This window comes from Shimia sediminis (assembly GCF_003990645.1).
Lineage (GTDB): Bacteria > Pseudomonadota > Alphaproteobacteria > Rhodobacterales > Rhodobacteraceae > Shimia > Shimia sediminis.
Map to the genome: position 1 here is coordinate 221,543 of NZ_RYZK01000001.1, position 16,281 is coordinate 237,823.

At 55.6% G+C, this 16,281-nt stretch carries 12 protein-coding genes and 1 pseudogene; 9 read left to right on the top strand and 4 right to left on the bottom strand.

Going from position 1 to position 16,281, the window contains the following annotated elements; all coding sequences use genetic code 11:
• Positions 1-25 precede the first annotated feature (25 nt).
• A complete protein-coding gene (locus EK369_RS01105) occupies positions 26-739 on the bottom strand; it encodes a MurR/RpiR family transcriptional regulator (protein WP_127111846.1) in 714 nt (237 codons plus the stop codon).
• Between the two features lie 195 nt (positions 740-934).
• Between EK369_RS01105 and EK369_RS01110 the strand changes: the two genes are divergently transcribed.
• The 3 genes from EK369_RS01110 to EK369_RS01120 are packed head-to-tail and all read left to right on the top strand — an operon-like array spanning position 935 to position 4,714.
• Positions 935-2,425, top strand: coding sequence for an FAD-binding oxidoreductase (locus tag EK369_RS01110; RefSeq protein ID WP_127111847.1), 1,491 nt, complete (start codon positions 935-937; stop codon positions 2,423-2,425).
• Between the two features lie 25 nt (positions 2,426-2,450).
• A complete protein-coding gene (locus EK369_RS01115) occupies positions 2,451-3,230 on the top strand; it encodes an SDR family NAD(P)-dependent oxidoreductase (protein WP_127111848.1) in 780 nt (259 codons plus the stop codon).
• Between the two features lie 20 nt (positions 3,231-3,250).
• Positions 3,251-4,714 (top strand): FGGY-family carbohydrate kinase, encoded by a 1,464-nt coding sequence (locus EK369_RS01120; RefSeq protein ID WP_127111849.1) that lies wholly within the window; start codon positions 3,251-3,253, stop codon positions 4,712-4,714.
• 104 nt (positions 4,715-4,818) lie between these two features.
• On the opposite strand, the gene EK369_RS01125 is transcribed toward EK369_RS01120, so the two are convergent.
• Entirely contained in the window at positions 4,819-5,751 is a 933-nt protein-coding gene (locus EK369_RS01125) for a LysR family transcriptional regulator (protein WP_127111850.1), read from the bottom strand.
• A 198-nt stretch (positions 5,752-5,949) separates the two neighbouring features.
• On the opposite strand from EK369_RS01125, the gene EK369_RS01130 reads away from it, so the two are divergent.
• The 6 genes and pseudogenes from EK369_RS01130 to EK369_RS01155 all read left to right on the top strand — a co-directional run bounded on the left by EK369_RS01130 (position 5,950) and on the right by EK369_RS01155 (position 14,103).
• Positions 5,950-7,644, top strand: a complete 1,695-nt coding sequence (locus tag EK369_RS01130) for an ABC transporter substrate-binding protein (RefSeq protein ID WP_235871311.1) — start codon at positions 5,950-5,952, stop codon at positions 7,642-7,644.
• Positions 7,645-7,762: 118 nt separating this feature from the next.
• Complete coding sequence (locus tag EK369_RS01135) at positions 7,763-8,800, top strand: ABC transporter permease (RefSeq protein ID WP_127111851.1); 1,038 nt, start codon at positions 7,763-7,765, stop codon at positions 8,798-8,800.
• Positions 8,801-8,804: 4 nt separating this feature from the next.
• Positions 8,805-9,956 (top strand): ABC transporter permease, encoded by a 1,152-nt coding sequence (locus tag EK369_RS01140; RefSeq protein ID WP_127111852.1) that lies wholly within the window; start codon positions 8,805-8,807, stop codon positions 9,954-9,956.
• The gene (locus EK369_RS01145; protein WP_127111853.1) at positions 9,946-11,583 is read left to right on the top strand and encodes an arylsulfatase; all 1,638 of its coding nucleotides are present in this window, start codon (positions 9,946-9,948) and stop codon (positions 11,581-11,583) included. Before EK369_RS01140 ends, EK369_RS01145 begins: the two co-directional genes overlap by 11 nt.
• A 103-nt stretch (positions 11,584-11,686) precedes the next feature.
• Positions 11,687-12,553 (top strand): annotated as a pseudogene (locus EK369_RS21960) (formylglycine-generating enzyme family protein).
• Positions 12,550-14,103, top strand: coding sequence for a sulfatase (locus EK369_RS01155; protein ID WP_127111854.1), 1,554 nt, complete (start codon positions 12,550-12,552; stop codon positions 14,101-14,103). The pseudogene EK369_RS21960 and the gene EK369_RS01155 overlap by 4 nt, the downstream one beginning before the upstream one ends.
• 327 nt (positions 14,104-14,430) lie before the next feature.
• Here the strand turns inward: EK369_RS01155 and EK369_RS01160 are convergent, their stop codons facing one another.
• Positions 14,431-14,655, bottom strand: coding sequence for a hypothetical protein (locus tag EK369_RS01160; RefSeq protein ID WP_127111855.1), 225 nt, complete (start codon positions 14,653-14,655; stop codon positions 14,431-14,433).
• 78 nt (positions 14,656-14,733) lie between these two features.
• Positions 14,734-16,245, bottom strand: coding sequence for an anthranilate synthase component I (gene trpE, locus EK369_RS01165; protein WP_127111856.1), 1,512 nt, complete (start codon positions 16,243-16,245; stop codon positions 14,734-14,736).
• Between the last annotated feature and the right edge of the window lie 36 nt (positions 16,246-16,281).

Below are 16,281 nucleotides of genomic sequence, written 5' to 3' on the forward strand. Positions count from 1 at the left end.
AAGTCCAATGCCGTCCGGCAAAACCTCACTGTCGGCTGGGCTGGGATCGCAACTCGCGGATCACTTCTTCCATAAAAATGAAAAAGGCCGTCCGGGTCTTTTCATGGGCAGCCAGATCGCCGGGCTGCGTTTCATTCGTCAGGCAGAAAACCTTGTCGTACTTCTGTACAAGCGACAGGTTGTACTCTTCAAGCACCAGCGCCACAGTTGCGCCTTTCGCTTTTGTCGCACTGTAGATATCTTCAAATGACCGGAATGCGCCGGTGACCGTGAAAATCAGCAGAAGCGAGTTTTTGTCAATCACGGATGCTACGAGCAGATCGTCCGGCGCAGCGATGGTGACTATATTGGTGCAAGTCTTAAGCCGGTATTCAACGTATTGCGCGCACTGGAACGACGGACCAGCCCCCAGGAGCACCAGCTTATCGCACGCTGAGATTAGGCGGACCATCTTGTCAACCATTCCCGTGTCAAAGCCATTCAGAAAATTACTCAGCCTTTCCAACTCTCCCGAAGACCCGGGCGGAGAAACGCTGTTGCCGTTCAGGAAATCCAGGTATTGCCTGAAATTTGCAAAGCCGAGTTTTTTGACAAACTTGGAAATCTTGGAGGTCGAGCAACCGCAAAGTTCTGCCGCCTCGGTGATTCGGATTGTCCGATCAGCGCAGCCCTTCCCTTCAAGTGTGGCGTGGATCTTCTGTTCCAGCGCATTCAGGCTTTCAAAATCAAGGTGAATCATGGAGTTTTCCTGCCAAATTTTGACAAGTTTTTAGCGAATTGAACGTCATTTTGCCAGATAATTTGGAAAATTTTCCAGAAAAACACTAAATTTCTCCAGTTTCTGACGAAGTTTTCCGTTTTTTCTTGAACAATCCGGCCATGGCCGTAAAGACTGCTCAAATCAAATTCAGCTATCCTGTTTGGAGTACCCGCCGTGGAAGCCGCTCAAATTCTCGACCAACTGACAACCATTCTCAGCTCTGATCAGATTAACACCAATCCGGATGATCTTTATGTGGCTTCGGCCGATCGCTACAAGAAATACGCGGTTGCCAAGAAGGTACTGGACGTTCCGGCGCCGATCGCCATCGTCTATCCTGCAACCGCCAGGGAGGTCGCCACGCTGCTGTCGTTCTGCAACGAGAACGGCATCAACGTTATCCCGCGCGCTGGTATGACCGCCACCGAGGGTGGGCTGGAAAACTGGAAAGAAACCACGCTGGTGATCGACACGCTGAAGCTGGACAAGATCATCAGGATCGATCCCTACAACAGCCAGGCCACGGTGCAGGCAGGCGTGCCACTGCAAAATCTTGAAGACGAGCTGCGCAAGATCGGCTTTACCACCGGCCACAGCCCGCAATCCAAGCCTGTTGCCAAACTCGGGGGTCTTGTCGCCACGCGCAGCATTGGCCAGTTTTCGACGCTTTATGGCGGGATCGAGGACATGGTGGTGGGGCTGGAATGCGTGTTCCCCGACGGGCACATCTCGCGGATCAAGAACGTCTCGCGCCGCGCCGGCGGCCCCGACATTCGCCATGTCGTAATCGGAAATGAGGGCGCGCTGTGTTACATCACCGAAGTGACGGTGAAGATCTTCCGCTACTATCCGGAAAACAACGCCTACTTTGGGTATCTGATCAAGGACGTTGCCAGCGGGATCGAAATCCTGCGCGAGGTCATGGTGGCGGGTTACCGCCCGTCCGTGGCCCGGGTCTATTCCGAAGAAGATGCGGCCCAGCATTTCGAAGATTTCTATGACGGTAAATGTGTGCTCTTGTTCATGGCCGAAGGCCCGAAAGGCATGGTCGAGGCTATCAGAGAGGGCATCAACGAGGCGGTCGCCAGGTTCAAAGACAATATCCTTGAGACGGTCGACCCAAAGCATATCGAAAACTGGTTCAACCATCTGAACTGGTCGCAGAAGCAGATCGACGACGAATATGCCGAAATGCGCGAGCACGGCTCGCACGCCGGTTACACCACAGAAATCTCTGCCGACTGGGAAACCATTCCGGTGATCTATGACGCGGTGATCAGGCGGGTGCGCACAGAGTTTGACCGAGCTGACGAACTGACCATGCTTGGCGGTCATTCCTCGCACAGCTACATCAACGGCACTAACATGTATTTCGTCTACAACTACACCATCAACTGCACACCAGAGGACGAACTGCTAGAATATCACCACCCGATCCAGAAGATCATCGTCGAAGAAACACTCGCCCATGGCGGGTCAATGTGCCACCACCACGGCATTGGCAAATACCGCAGCGAATGGACCGAGGCCGAACATGGCAGCGCCTTCTACATGCTGGAGAAGCTGAAACAGGCTTTCGATCCGAACGGCATCATGAATCACGGCACGATCTATCCGGCGGACGAGATCCGCAAGTACATTTACCGGGAAGAAATCGACGGCTGATCCCCCGACAGGCAGGAGGCACTATATGGAACTCTCGGATTTCAACATGGATTTCTTCTCGCTCAAAGGGAAGAACGCGATTGTGACCGGTGGCAACGGCGGTCTTGGGCAGGCGTTTTCGACCGCTCTGGCCACGGCCGGCGCCAATGTCATGGTGCCCAGCCTGATGGATGATGACGGCGCGACGCGAAAACTGGTTGAAGACGCCGGTGCCGAATACCATTTCATCGAGGCGGACATCACGGCCGAAGGCGAGTGCAAACGTGTTGTCGATGCCTGTCTGGATGTTTGGGGCCGGATCGACATTCTGGTCAATTGCGCCGGGATCGGCATCAACGTGAAAGACGTGACCAGGTTTGGCCGTGCTGAATGGGACAAGATGGTGGCGGTCAATCAGACCGCCGCATTTGAGATGATCCACGAGGTTTGCCCACATATGATCGCGCAGAGAAGCGGCAAGATCATCAACATCGGCTCGCTGTTTTCCTACCTCGGCGGCCGATGGTCCCCTGCCTATGCCGCCACCAAACATGGCATTGTTGGCCTGACCAAGGCAATGTGCGACGAGCTGGCCGGGTTCAACATTCAGGTCAACGCGCTGGCGCCGGGCTATTTTGCCACCGCCCTGACCGAAGCGACCCGTAAGGACGAGGCGCGCAATGCAGAGATCCTCAACCATATCCCGGCCAACCGCTGGGGCTGGACCTCGGACCTGATGGGCGCAACGGTCTTTCTGGCCAGCGCGGCGTCGGACTATGTCAATGGCACGGTCCTGACCGTCGATGGCGGCTATCTGGTACGCTAAAGCCAATGCGGGATTGGGTCATGGGACAAAAGGACAGCTATATCCTTGCCATTGACGGCGGGACTCAAAGCACCAAGGTTTCGCTTTTTGACCTGTCAGGCCGACAGGTCTGCGCGCATTCGGTCAGGCTGCGGCCCATGGAACTCTACGCAGACGGCCGCGCCGAACATCCCGACGATGACTTGTGGGAGAGTCTGATTGCGGCCTGCCGGGCGATGTTTGATTGTTTCACCGGTGACAAAGCGGCCATAATCGGCGTCGGGCTGGGCTCGATCCGCTGTTGCCGGGCGCTGATCGGCGCGGAAGGTAAACTTGCCGCACCGGTTCAGAGCTGGATGGATTCGCGCCTTTCCAGGCCGTATGCGCACGAAGATGACGCGGTTCGCTATGTGACCACTGCCACCGGCTATCTAACCCACCGGTTGACAGGTGAATGTCGCGACACGCGCGCCAATTATGTCGGCCCCTGGCCCATTGACCCGGTCACGCTCGACTGGATCGAAGACCGCGCACAATTCGATGCCTTTACCACACCGCGCAAGATGCTGTTCGATTTGGTCGATCCGGCCACCGTTCTGGGAAGGATCACCGATTTCGCCAGTGCCGCCACCGGCATCCCAAGGGATTTGCCCGTCGTTGCCACCGCCAATGACAAGGCGGTCGAGGCGCTTGGTGCCGGGTTGAGCGATGATGGCACCATTCTGGTCTCTCTGGGCACCTATATCACCTCGATGATGATGGGCGCGGAAAACCGGTTCGACGCTTCCGCCTATTTCAGCAATCCAGGCGCCCTGCCTGGCGAATTTCTCTATGAAAGCGGTGGTATTCGCCGGGGCATGTCAACAGTCACCTGGATCAGGGACCTGATGGGCAGCGATCTGGTCAAGGCGGCCGAGGCGGCGGGCCTGTCACCCGAAGCCTACCTGAACCAGCTGGCTGAAGCGGAGGTCCCGCCGGGGTGCGACGGTCTTTACACCGTGCTCAACTGGCTGGCGCGACCGACACACACGCATGAACGCGGGATGATGATCGGCTTCAACGGCGCTCATAAAGGGCCGCATATGTTCCGCTCGGTGCTGGAAGGCATCGCCATGACCATGAAGAACCACGCGCAAGCCATGTGCGACGAGCTTGGCGCGGTGCCATCCCGACTTATTGTCAGTGGCGGTGGATCAAACGGCGATCTGTTCATGCAGATCTTCGCCGATGTGTTTGGCATTCCCGCTCAGCGCAACGAGGTGAACGGCTCTGCCAGTCTCGGCGCGGCGATCTGTACCGCGCTGGCGCTGGGTGTCTACACAGACCGGCAACAGGCTGTTGCCAACATGGTCCGGCCCCGCGACCAGTTCGCCCCGATCCCCGAAAACGTGGCGCTTTATCAGGCGATTAACCGCGATGTCTACAGCCACCTGGCCGCCGAAACCGACACACTTTTGCAGCGATCCCAGGAAATTCTACAGGCGTCGAGCAATCCCGGACAATAAAACCTGAACCACTCCCCATCATCATTTTTACCATGTTGCCTTAGGTGGTGCCAACACGCCTGCCTAGGCATCCAGGGTTTGCGCGGTCATCTGATTCCCGCCCGTCAGCAAGCGAGCAGGAAATCCACCAGTTTCTGGCTATCCGGATCGATCCGGGAGTTTTTTGGCACCGTGACATAATAGCCAAAACCCCTGTCCAGTTCTGCCGAACCGATTTCAACCAGCTCGTTTTTCTCAAGGTACTTAGAAATCATCTGGCGGCACCCCAAAGCGACCCCTTTGCCTTCGATGGCCGCTTCGATTGCCATTTTGTAGGTCGAGTAGATAAAGAGCGGCTCGACATCTATCTTAGGTCCGTAACATTCATGAATCCAATTCACCAGGCTGAACGAATTAACCCCTGTGGTTCTGGTATCCAAAAGATCCATTTCCAATATGTCGTCGGACGTCAGGCTGTCTGGGGCTTTATTTGTACATTTTTCAAGATAAGCTGGTGCGGCCACAGGAACCAAAAGCTCTTTGAACAGCAAAACCTGATCCCACCCTTCCAACTCTCCGTTGCTAACCAAGATTGCGATGTCGTTATCCCTACCCGACAGTTTGACAGAGTTTTCGGTTGTGAAGAGCCTTACCAGTATATCCCGGTTGCATTTCGCAAATTCCACAAGTTTGTCACTGAGCCAAAGGTCCGAAACAGAGGGTGCCGCCGAAACGGATACGACTTCTTTAAAGGCACTTCCGTAGCGACTTATAGTTTCGACCTCCTGTGCGAGAAACTCCAGCGCTATGGTGGCACTCTCATAAAGTTTTTTCCCTTTAGGCGTGAGGCTCAGCTTTTTCCCACGTCTTATGAACAAATCAACGCCCAGAAGAGATTCTAAGGTCGAAATCCTCCGGCTGATCGCTGCCTGGGTTACAGACAATTCGTCTGCCGTTGCAGTGAAGTTCATGTTCCTTGCGCAGGCTTCAAAAACGCGCAACGCATCAAGTGGGATTTTGTCTATCAACCGCCTGGATCTGTGCTTTTTTTTGTTCATCTCTGTTCTCTTATGGAGCGCTCAGTTCGGTTCGTTCATCAGGCTAATTCAGCCCTTAGATAACATCAGATTATCCATTTGCCCAAGCATTCTATAGGTTTTGATAACCTGAACAATTGCTATTCTGTTTCCCTAGGGGATAGGACCGAGATGCAGCGTTGGTGAAGAGGAGAACGCGCCAATGCAGGGCAGAGCCAAATGGCCAGAACCCGCAAAACATCTCTGTTCTCGCTTGGCGACATGGAGGAAAACATGAGAATTAATAACATCAGATCAATTGTCGGTACGTTGGCGACCGATGCAAAACAAATTGAGAACGGCACCGAAATGGATCGCCGCGAGTTTCTTGCCACGGCGACTGCACTGGGAGTTTCGAGTGTGGGTGCCTATGGAATGCTGGGCCTTACCGCCCCGGCACACGCCCAAGAAACGCCTCAAAAAGGTGGCAGGCTGCGGCTGGCGATACTGGTACGCGAACAAAAGGACCCCAGGACATATGACTGGGGTCAACAAGCGGGCATCGCCCGGCAGGTGAATGAATATCTCGTCCGCTACACCAAGGATTTCACCTTCGAAGGGCAACTTCTCGAAAGTTGGTCGGTCAACGACGAGGCAACCGAGTATACGCTGAATGTTCGCAAGGGCGTGCTTTGGAACAATGGCGACGAGTTCAATGCCGAGGATGTCGTATTCAACCTCACGCGCTGGTGCGAAAAAGAGGTCGAGGGTAACACCATGGCCAACCGGGTCTCGGCGCTGATTGACCCTGAGACCAAATTGGCTGCTGAAGGGGCGATTACCAAGGTTGACGATTTTACGGTGGTTCTGAAGTTGAGCAAGCCGGACATCGCCTTGATTCCAGCGTTGGCAGAATATCCGGCGTTGATCGTCCACCGCGACTTTGAGAAAATGGGGTCGGATTGGATTGCCAATCCCATCGGGACCGGGCCTTTTGAACTGGTCAGCTATGACGTCGGAAACCGGGTGGTGTTGAAGCGACGCGAGAACGGCTGGTGGAAAGGTTCGGCGCATCTGGATGAGGTCGAATTCATCGATTACGGCACCAAGACCGACGCCCTGATTTCAGCCTTTGAAGCGGGTGAGATTGACGCAAACCACGAAAGCAACGGACAGGCAATCCAGATCCTCGACTCGCTTGGTTTGGCCAAAAGCGAAGTTGGCACCGCAGCGACCGCCGTGGTGCGCATGAACGCCAATAATGCACCTTATGACGACCAGAGGGTTCGTAATGCCGTCCAGCTTTCGGTTGACAATAACGTGCCTCTTCAGCTTGGCATCGATGGTCTGGGTGAGGTGGCGGAAAACTTCCATCTTAGCCCGATCCATCCCGAATTTGTGCCGCTTGCCCCGATCACCAGGGACCTGGAAAAAGCTAAAGCTTTGATGACTGAAGCCGGACAAATGGATTTTGAGTTCGAGATCATCTCGGTCGATGATGACTGGCGGCGCCTAACGGCAGATGCCGTGGCAGCGCAAATGCGCGATGCAGGATTCAATGTTAAGCGCACAGTAATGCCCGGATCCACTTTCTGGAAAGACTGGACGAAATACCCCTTCTCAATCACAAACTGGAACATGCGCCCTCTTGGCGTGCAGATGTATGCGATTGCGTATCAGACCGGTGCCAAATGGAACGAATCCGGCTTCTCTGACGCCAGATTTGACGAATTGATCCAGCAAGCGCTGTCCACGCCGGGCGTCGAAGCGCGTAAAGTGTTGATTGGTGAAGCTGAGCAAATTCTTCAGGACAGTGGGGCGATCGTTCAGCCTTACTGGCGCTCGCTCTACTGCCACCATTCGCCAAATGTTCACGGTTACTACAAACATCAAACCGGCGAAGTCCACCTCGACGACGTCTGGATGTCTACGTAACCAAACCGCATGTTGCCGCAGGCCCTCTCCCACCTGCGGCAACATCAATCGACACCTATTGCGGGCAGAATTGCTGTATCGGTGACATGATGCAGCCTGACCTTTGGAGTTCCTCGTAATGTTCCGCTTTATTATCAGACGATTGGGTGTGCTGCTGCTGTCCGCATTTTGCCTATCTTTGATTATTTTTGCGGTCACAAATCTCGAACCGAACCTGCGCAACCTTGCGGTGACTCAAACCAATATGCGGGCAGGTGACGAGGCTCTGGACAGTTGGCTGGAAAAGAACGGTTATCGCGAACCGATGCTGTTGCGGTATGGACAGTGGCTTGGCGTTGTTCAGAAACAACCAGTTTTCGATCCCGCAACCGGCCAGCCCGCCAACCGGTTTGGGTTTTGCACGGACGTTCAGGAACCAAAATTCTCCGGCGTCCTGCAGGGCGATTGGGGGTGTTCAACCCGCTTCAAACGAGACGTGCTGGTCAGAATTGTTCCGGCGGTCAAGGCCACTGGTATTTTGATGTTTTGGGTCATGATCACGATGGTTCCGCTGGCTCTGGTACTGGGTGTTCTTTCCGGGATGCGCGAGGGATCCAGGCTTGACCGGGTCCTGTCATTCATCTCGATCGCCGGAACCGCGACACCCGAATATGTTTCCGGTGTGGTGTTTACCGTTATTTTTGCCTCCTGGCTTGGCATCCTGAACGGGTCGGCGGCCACGGCGACCAATATTGGGCCGACGCTTTATAACTTTACGCTGCCGGTCGTTACTGTGGTCTTTTTCGGCATGGGTTACATTGCGCGCATGACTCGGGCCTCAATGGTTGAGGTCATGCAACAGCAATATATCCGCACCGCACGACTAAAAGGCGTCAGCTTTCCCCGGATTGTCCTCCGCCACGCGTTGCGCAACGCACTGGTGACACCATTCACCGTCGTGATGCTTCAATTTCCCTGGCTGTTGAACGGCGTCGTTATCGTAGAAATAATGTTCCGATATCAGGGCTTCGGGTATGTGCTGGTTGAAGGGGCGGCCAATAACGACATTGAAATGCTGATGGCTTGCGGAACGATCTCGGTCATTCTCGTTCTGGTCACGCAGTTCATTTCGGATATTGGCTATGTCTACCTCAATCCAAGGATCAGGGTGAGTTAGACCAATGGAAGTGCAGCTGGTTATAAGTATCATTGCCGGGATCCTGGCGAAGTTGTGGCTACCACTTCTTGTCTTTGCAGCGATTGTGGCGGTCAGTGTCCGCTTCAGAGATCGCCTGGGGATCTTTGGCCGGCTGTGGAGCCACGGATTTGGAACGCTGGGGCTGTCGATCATCCTGATCTGGTCCCTGATTGCCATATTTGCCGAACAAGTTGCCCCTTTTGACCCGCTTCAACAGTTTGTCTTGATGAAGAACCAGCCACCCGGCGCGGTCGAGGCGCAGTCGGGGGAAATGTTCTTGCTGGGAGCAGATCGGTTGGCGCGGGATGTGTTCAGCCGAATTGTGCATGGCAGTCAGTTCGTTCTTTCCATCGCGCCGGTGGCAAGTGCCCTGGCGCTTTTGACCGGTCTACTACTTGGGCTGCCAGCGGGGTATTTCGGCGGCAAAGTGGACACGGTACTGTCTTTTGCCGCCAATCTGATACTGGCCTTCCCGGTTATCCTGGTGTTTTACCTGCTGGTTTCCCCTGGTGTCAGTTCGTCGGGGCTGCCCCAGATGTTGGGCGCGCTGGTGTTGATATGCCCGATTGCATTTACGCTTTTGCTTATCTTCTCGCGTTACACCCATCAACGGCTCAAGCCGATTTTGTTGACTGCGATCACACTCGCCGTCGGGGGCTGGCTGTTTGCTGCGGTGATCTTTGATGCCGATCCACTCGGGGTGCTTTTTGTGCCCGATGCCGTTTTGAACATCTTGGTTGCGGTTGTGCTGATTGCCTGCCCGGGGATATTTCGGGTGACGCGCAGCCTGACGCTGGATGTGCTGTCGCGGGACTTTATCGCAGCGGCCAAAACCCGGGGCGAAACCAGTTGGTACATCATGCTGTTTGAAATCCTGCCCAATATTCGCGGGCCTCTTGTCGTGGATTTCTGTTTGCGCATTGGGTTCACGACCATCCTGCTCGGAACGCTTGGGTTCTTTGGCCTGGGACTTGCCCCCGACAGCCCTGATTGGGGCACTTCCATCAAGGATGGCAGCGCGATACTGCGCCTGTTCGCCTGGCCCGCACTCTTTCCCGCTCTGGCGCTAATGTCGCTTGTTCTGGGTCTCAATCTACTTGCTGACGCCATCAGAGAATTATTCCATGAAGACTGACCAAACCAACCTGAAAGCCGGATCAACGCGGCCCAATATTATTCTCATCCTCGTCGACGATATGGGGTATTCGGATATCGGCTGCTATGGCAGTGAAGTCAAAACCCCCAACCTTGATCGGCTCGCACGGCAGGGAATGCGGTTTTCGAGCATGTATAATGCGGCGCGTTGCTGTCCTACCCGGGCGTCGCTGTTGACAGGGTGTTACCCGCATAAGGCGGGGATTGGACACATGATCGGTGATTTCGGCATAGAGTCCTATCGCGGCCGGCTGCTCGACGAAAACGTGACGATTGCCGAGGCCCTGAAAAGCGCCGGGTATGATACTCTGATGTCCGGAAAATGGCATGTCGGTGGTGATTATGACAGTCGTTTCACCGATCAATGGAACCCGGGCGACGAAGAACATCCGGTCCCGTTGCAACGGGGTTTTGACCGATTTTATGGGCTTCTTGATGGGGCATCGAGTTATTTTAACCCCCATTTCATCATGGAAGACACAAAAAGGGTCCTGCCCGATTGTGATGACTACTACGCAACCGATGCCTTTTCCCGAAAGGCAGTGGACATGATCAGGGACCAGCAGTCCAGCGACAACCCGTTTTTCCTATATCTCGCCTACACCGCCCCGCATTGGCCGTTGCACGCCCCCGAAGAGGATATTGCCAAATATGAGGGCAGTTTCAAGAAGGGTTGGGATTATCATCGTGGCGCACGAATGGAAGAGTTGAAAGCCTCGGGTATTTTGAAGGATGGCTGGAACATTTCTCCCCGTGACCCGCTCGTGGATAGCTGGGAAGCAGTTTCCGACAAAAGCTGGGAAGATCGGCGCATGGCGGTTTACGCCGCGCAAGTAGAGCTTTTGGACAAGGGGGTCGGCCAGGTGCTGGACGAGTTGGACCGGTTGGAAATAGCAGACGATACCGTCATCATGTTCCTGTCTGACAATGGTGGCTGTGCCGAGTTGTTGGCCGAAGACGGTTGGGCACGGTTTTATGCAGGCAAATCTTTGGACGGTCGCGATGTTCGCTTGGGCAACCGGACCGACCTTCTGCCCGGCGATGCAACCACGTTCATGAGTTATGACCGTGGCTGGAGCAATCTGTCGAATGCCCCGTTTCGGCTACATAAACGTTTTGTGCATGAAGGCGGCATTTCAACGCCGTTCATCGTTCGCTGGCCTGGCGAGGTCGAGGCAAATTCAATAGCTCACAAGGAATGTCACGTGATGGACGTGCTTCCGACCTTGCTAGACATACTGGGCGTTTCTTCGCCAACAGAGCGCGCGGGCCTGTCAGAGGCGCCAAAAATGGACGGCGAGAGTTTTCTGGGATGTCTTCAAGGTCGCACCGAGCCACGGCAGACTCCGATTTTCTGGGAACATCAGGGCAATGCCGCGATCCGGAACGGCGAATGGAAACTGGTGAAGACCCATGGCGGTGATTGGGAACTCTACAACATGGATGACGACCGGACCGAGATTAAAAATCTGGTAGAGGGCAACGAGTCGATACGAGAGCGATTGCTAAGAGACTATAACGCCTGGGCCGAATATTGTGATGTCCGAGACTGGGTCGAATTGGAAAAGATGTTTCAAACGCTTTACCCCGGTTCGAAGTTGCATTGAGCGACCGTCCGAAAATTACCGCAGCATTTCTTTGATGCGACCAAAGAAAAATTAAGGATTCGTGCAACTTGAACCCGAGCCTGACAAAATTGGCCCCACAGCGATGTTGAACCAAGATCAATCATCGACCTCGCGGATCGTCACCCTGAAAACCGGGACGTTCCTCATGGGTGCAAAACAAGGCTGCCATGGCGGCGATGGCGAGGAGCCGGTTCGCAGGATACAGGTGTCAGGCTACAGGCTTTCGGCCTGTACCGTGACCAATGCCCAATTTCGCAACTTTGTTGAAGCAACTGACCATCAGACCACCGCAGAAGCATTTGGCTGGTCCTTTGTATTTGACCCGACCTCCGCAAGCTTGGATCAGCCGGGATCATAGTGGCGCAAAGCTGATAGCGCCTGCTGATATGCACCGGAAGGTGACGGATCGACCATAGATGAACTGCAGGATCATCCGGTCGTCTATGTGTCGTGGCACGACGCGACTGCGTTCGCCAATTGGTCGGGCGGTCGGCTGCCGACCGAAGCGGAATGGGAATTTGCCGGTCGGAGCGGGCTAAACCAAAAACGCTATCCATGGGGCGATGCCTCGCCGCTTGACAAGTTTCGCTGCAATATCTGGCGGGGAAAATTTCCCCATGAAAATACCGCTGCCGACGGGTTTACAAAGACTTGCCCCGTCGATGCCTTTAAGCCAAGCCGCTACGGATTGTTCAATATGGTGGGCAATGTCTGGGAGTGGACGTCAGACTGGTTCAGCCGGGACTATCACACCGTCAGCAATGTGCAAAAGAACCCGCAAGGCCCGCCCTACGGTGATGGTAAGGTGCTGAAAGGCGGCTCTTATCTTTGCCATAAATCTTACTGCGCCCGCTACCGGCTTTCAGCCAGAAGCGCATCAGCGCCTGATATGACAACCGGACATATTGGCTTCCGTGTTGCCTTTGATCTCAAGGAGTCACACTCATGAAAGCCATTGTCGTTATGTTCGATACCCTGAGCCGGCATTTTTTGCCCAGCTACGGGAACGATTGGGTGCACGCCCCCAATTTCAAGCGCCTGTCGGGCCGCGCGATCACCTTTGACACGTCTTATGTTTGTTCAATGCCTTGCATGCCTGCTCGACGGGACTGGCATACCGGTCGCCCGAACTTTCTGCACCGCAGCTGGGGACCGTTGGAGCCGTTCGACGACAGCATGCCAAAAATGCTTAATGATGTGGGTGTTCACACCCATCTGACTACGGACCACAACCATTATTTTGAAGACGGCGGGCTGAACTACCATACCCACTACACAACCTGGCAATATTGGCGGGGGCAGGAAGGCGATCCATGGATTGGCGATCTTAACGAACCTGACATTCCCAAAGGCGCGTTTGGCAAAAACGGTATTTATTCCGAGCCCCAGGTGTTTGAGGACTATCGCAAGGCATTTCCCGAAGAAAGCGATGCCTCCATGCAGCGGCTGCGATACCTGACCCGGCAGGACTGGATCAATCGCGGCAAGATGAATGTCGAGGAAAATCAGCCGCAAGCACGCACATTCAAGGCAGGACTCGATTTCATCGAGAGGAACGCGGATCACGACAACTGGATGCTGCACATCGAAACCTTCGATCCGCATGAGCCTTTCTATACGCTGGATCGCTACAAGGAATTGTACAAGGAACACCACGACAAATACGAAGGGCCGTTTTTCGATTGGCCCATGTATGCCCGGACCACCGACCACCCGGAAGAAAACAAACACCTTCGGGTGGAATATGCAGCCCTCGTCAGCATGTGTGATGAATACCTGGGCAAGGTGATGGACATGATGGACGAAAAGGGGCTGTGGGACGATACCATGCTGATCGTCTGGACCGATCATGGATTTTTGCTGGGCGAGCACGAATGGTGGGGCAAGATGTCGATGCCGATATATCAGGAAATCGCCCATACGCCGTTTTTCATCTGGGATCCACGCGCTCGGGCGGCTGGAGAACGGCGCAGATCCCTTGTGCAGCCCTCAATTGACCTCGCCCCGACATTGCTGTGCTTCTTCGGACAGGAGCCCACGAAAGACATGATCGGCAAGGATCTGGCGGGCGTTATTACGGATGATACGCCAGTGCGGGACGCCGCGATCTTTGGCATGCACGGGGGCCATGTGAACGTCACCGACGGGCGATATGTCTACATGCGGGCGCCGCAAAACCCTGACAACAAGCCTCTCTACCAGTACACACTGATGCCAACGCATATGCGCGCATCCTTTGCTGTCGAAGATTTCAAGAACCTACAGACCGCAGAACCCTTTTCGTTTCAAAAAGGTGCCTGCACCATGAAGATTGAAAATGTCACCTGGGTTGCCCGTGACAAACAATTCGAAACCATGCTGTGGGACACTGCCTCGGACCCTTCCCAGCAGGTGGCGCTAAACGAACCAGCTTTGGAAGTACACATGCAATCCCATATGGTCGCGTTGATGCAGGAAGCCGATGCACCATCAGAACAATTCGAAAGGCTGCTTCTTTGATAGCCCATACTGACCGCTATTCCTGCAAGCTCTCCCCCTTCTTCGTCAGGAGGAACAAGGGAAATGGTGCGGCCAGTCTGGCAATAGGCGTGAAGTCATACCTGACGTAAATTTGGCACTTTACCGATCCTGAAGTGCCCCGGTTATCACCTGACGAGTGCTTTGCCACCCAACCTTCTGGCGACAATCGTCCAGTTTGTCCACCGTGCTGGAGAGCCACCACTTACGCAGCAAAACAGGCGTTACCAAATGGACAAGCGTCGCCGTAAGGCGGACATTCTGCGGACGAAATCTAACGGCAGGTCTGTCCGCGTCTTGCTCAATGCCTTACAAAACCTTGCTGCACCCGGTGCCAATGGCTGCATTTTGCGCTGAATAGCAGTGCTCAAGATGATGCGCGCGCGGCAAAATCTTTGCTGCGTGCGCGCGCAGCGAAAAAAGTGAATTCACAGGAAGGGCTCGAACGCGCCGTTCGCTGCCCGGTCGATCAACGGCGGCTTTGGCGTTGTCGGGCTGTGGAGTCAAACACTGAGCCGCGATCATCAATGCCATGGGCGAAAAGTTGGTGGGTTGAAAACCCACCCTACGGGCCTCGTGGTGCGAGGCCCCGGCTCGGGGGCAGGGGCGATCTTACCCGTTGCCGCTACCCGTAAACCGGGCCGCATCCGCTGCCGCCCGGCGGATGGCGTTGGATTTGTGCACGGTTTCCATGTACTCGGCCTCGGGGTCGCTGTCGTAGACGACGCCGCCGCCGGCCTGGATATAGAGGGTCTGGTCTTTCACGATGGCCGTGCGGAGCGCGATACAGATGTCCATGTCGCCGCCTGAGCTGAAGTAGCCCACGCCGCCGCCGTATAGCCCGCGTTTTTCCGGTTCCAGCTCGTCGATGATCTCCATGGCACGCACTTTGGGCGCGCCGGAGACGGTGCCTGCGGGCATGCCTGCGAAAAAGGCGTCGAGCGCGTCTTTTTCATCGTGCAGCTCACCCACGACGTTTGAGACGATATGCATCACGTGGCTGTAGCGTTCGATGATGAATTGTTCGGTGGGGCGCACGGTGCCGATCTTGGAGACGCGGCCCGTATCATTGCGGCCAAGATCGAGGAGCATGAGGTGCTCTGCCAGCTCTTTCTTGTCGGCGAGCAGATCCTCTTCGAGCGCCTTGTCCTCTTCCGGCGTCGCGCCACGGGGGCGGGTGCCTGCGATGGGGCGGATGGTGACCTCGTCGCCAAAGACGCGGACGAGGATTTCGGGGCTGGCGCCCACCACCTGAAAGCCGCCGAAGTTGAAATAGAACATGAACGGCGAGGGGTTGGTGCGGCGCAGGGAACGGTAGAGTGCAAAGGGCGGCTGGCGGAATTCCTGCGTCCAGCGTTGGGCGGGCACGACCTGAAAGATGTCACCGGCGCGAATGTAGTCCTTGGCCTTTTCGACCGCCTCCATGTAGCCCTGTTTGGTGAAGTTCGACACCGGGGGGGCGATTTCATGGGCGTCGCCCAAGTCGCGGGCGGCTTGTGGCATGGCGCGTTCGAGGTCGCGCACGGCGTCCATCACACGCTCGGCGGCCTGCGCATAGGCGGCGCGGGCGGATTGTCCGTCAGAGACCCAAGCGGGAGAGACCACGGTGACCTCGCCTTTGACACCGTCCAGAACGGCGACAACCGAGGGGCGCAGCATGCAGGCGTCGGGCAGGCCAAGCGGGTCGGGGTTAATGTTGGGCAGGTGTTCCACCAGCCGGATCATGTCATAGCCGAGGTAGCCAAACAGCCCGGCAGAGGCCTGTGGCAGGTCCTCGGGCAGGTCGATTTTGCTTTCTTCGATGATGGCGCGCAGGGCGGTCAGCGGATCGGCGTCCTGATCGACAAAGGCCTCGGGGTCAAAGCGGGCGTCGCGGTTGATACGCGCGTTGGTGCCGTGGCACTGCCAGATCAGATCGGGTTTCATGCCGATGATCGAATAACGGCCACGCACTTCGCCGCCGGTCACAGACTCGAGCATGAAGGCGTCTTTTTGCGCGCCGGTCAGTTTCAGCATCAACGACACGGGCGTGTCGAGATCCGCCGCGAGACGGGCATAGACAACCTGATTTTGCCCGGCCTCGTAAGCGGTGGCGAAGGTGTCCAGGGAAGGGGTCAGATCCAAGGGTTTGGCCTCATGCGTCCGGGTCTTGGTCCGGGG

Excerpts from the sequence above, each read along its gene's own strand:
- EK369_RS01105 (WP_127111846.1), bottom strand. The coding sequence starts at position 739 with ATGATTCACCTTGATTTTGAAAGCCTGAATGCGCTGGAACAGAAGATC.
- EK369_RS01115 (WP_127111848.1), top strand. The coding sequence starts at position 2,451 with ATGGAACTCTCGGATTTCAACATGGATTTCTTCTCGCTCAAAGGGAAG.
- EK369_RS01120 (WP_127111849.1), top strand. The coding sequence starts at position 3,251 with ATGGGACAAAAGGACAGCTATATCCTTGCCATTGACGGCGGGACTCAA.
- EK369_RS01125 (WP_127111850.1), bottom strand. The coding sequence starts at position 5,751 with ATGAACAAAAAAAAGCACAGATCCAGGCGGTTGATAGACAAAATCCCA.
- EK369_RS01130 (WP_235871311.1), top strand. The coding sequence starts at position 5,950 with ATGGCCAGAACCCGCAAAACATCTCTGTTCTCGCTTGGCGACATGGAG.
- EK369_RS01135 (WP_127111851.1), top strand. The coding sequence starts at position 7,763 with ATGTTCCGCTTTATTATCAGACGATTGGGTGTGCTGCTGCTGTCCGCA.
- EK369_RS01140 (WP_127111852.1), top strand. The coding sequence starts at position 8,805 with ATGGAAGTGCAGCTGGTTATAAGTATCATTGCCGGGATCCTGGCGAAG.
- EK369_RS01145 (WP_127111853.1), top strand. The coding sequence starts at position 9,946 with ATGAAGACTGACCAAACCAACCTGAAAGCCGGATCAACGCGGCCCAAT.
- EK369_RS01155 (WP_127111854.1), top strand. The coding sequence starts at position 12,550 with ATGAAAGCCATTGTCGTTATGTTCGATACCCTGAGCCGGCATTTTTTG.
- EK369_RS01160 (WP_127111855.1), bottom strand. The coding sequence starts at position 14,655 with ATGGCATTGATGATCGCGGCTCAGTGTTTGACTCCACAGCCCGACAAC.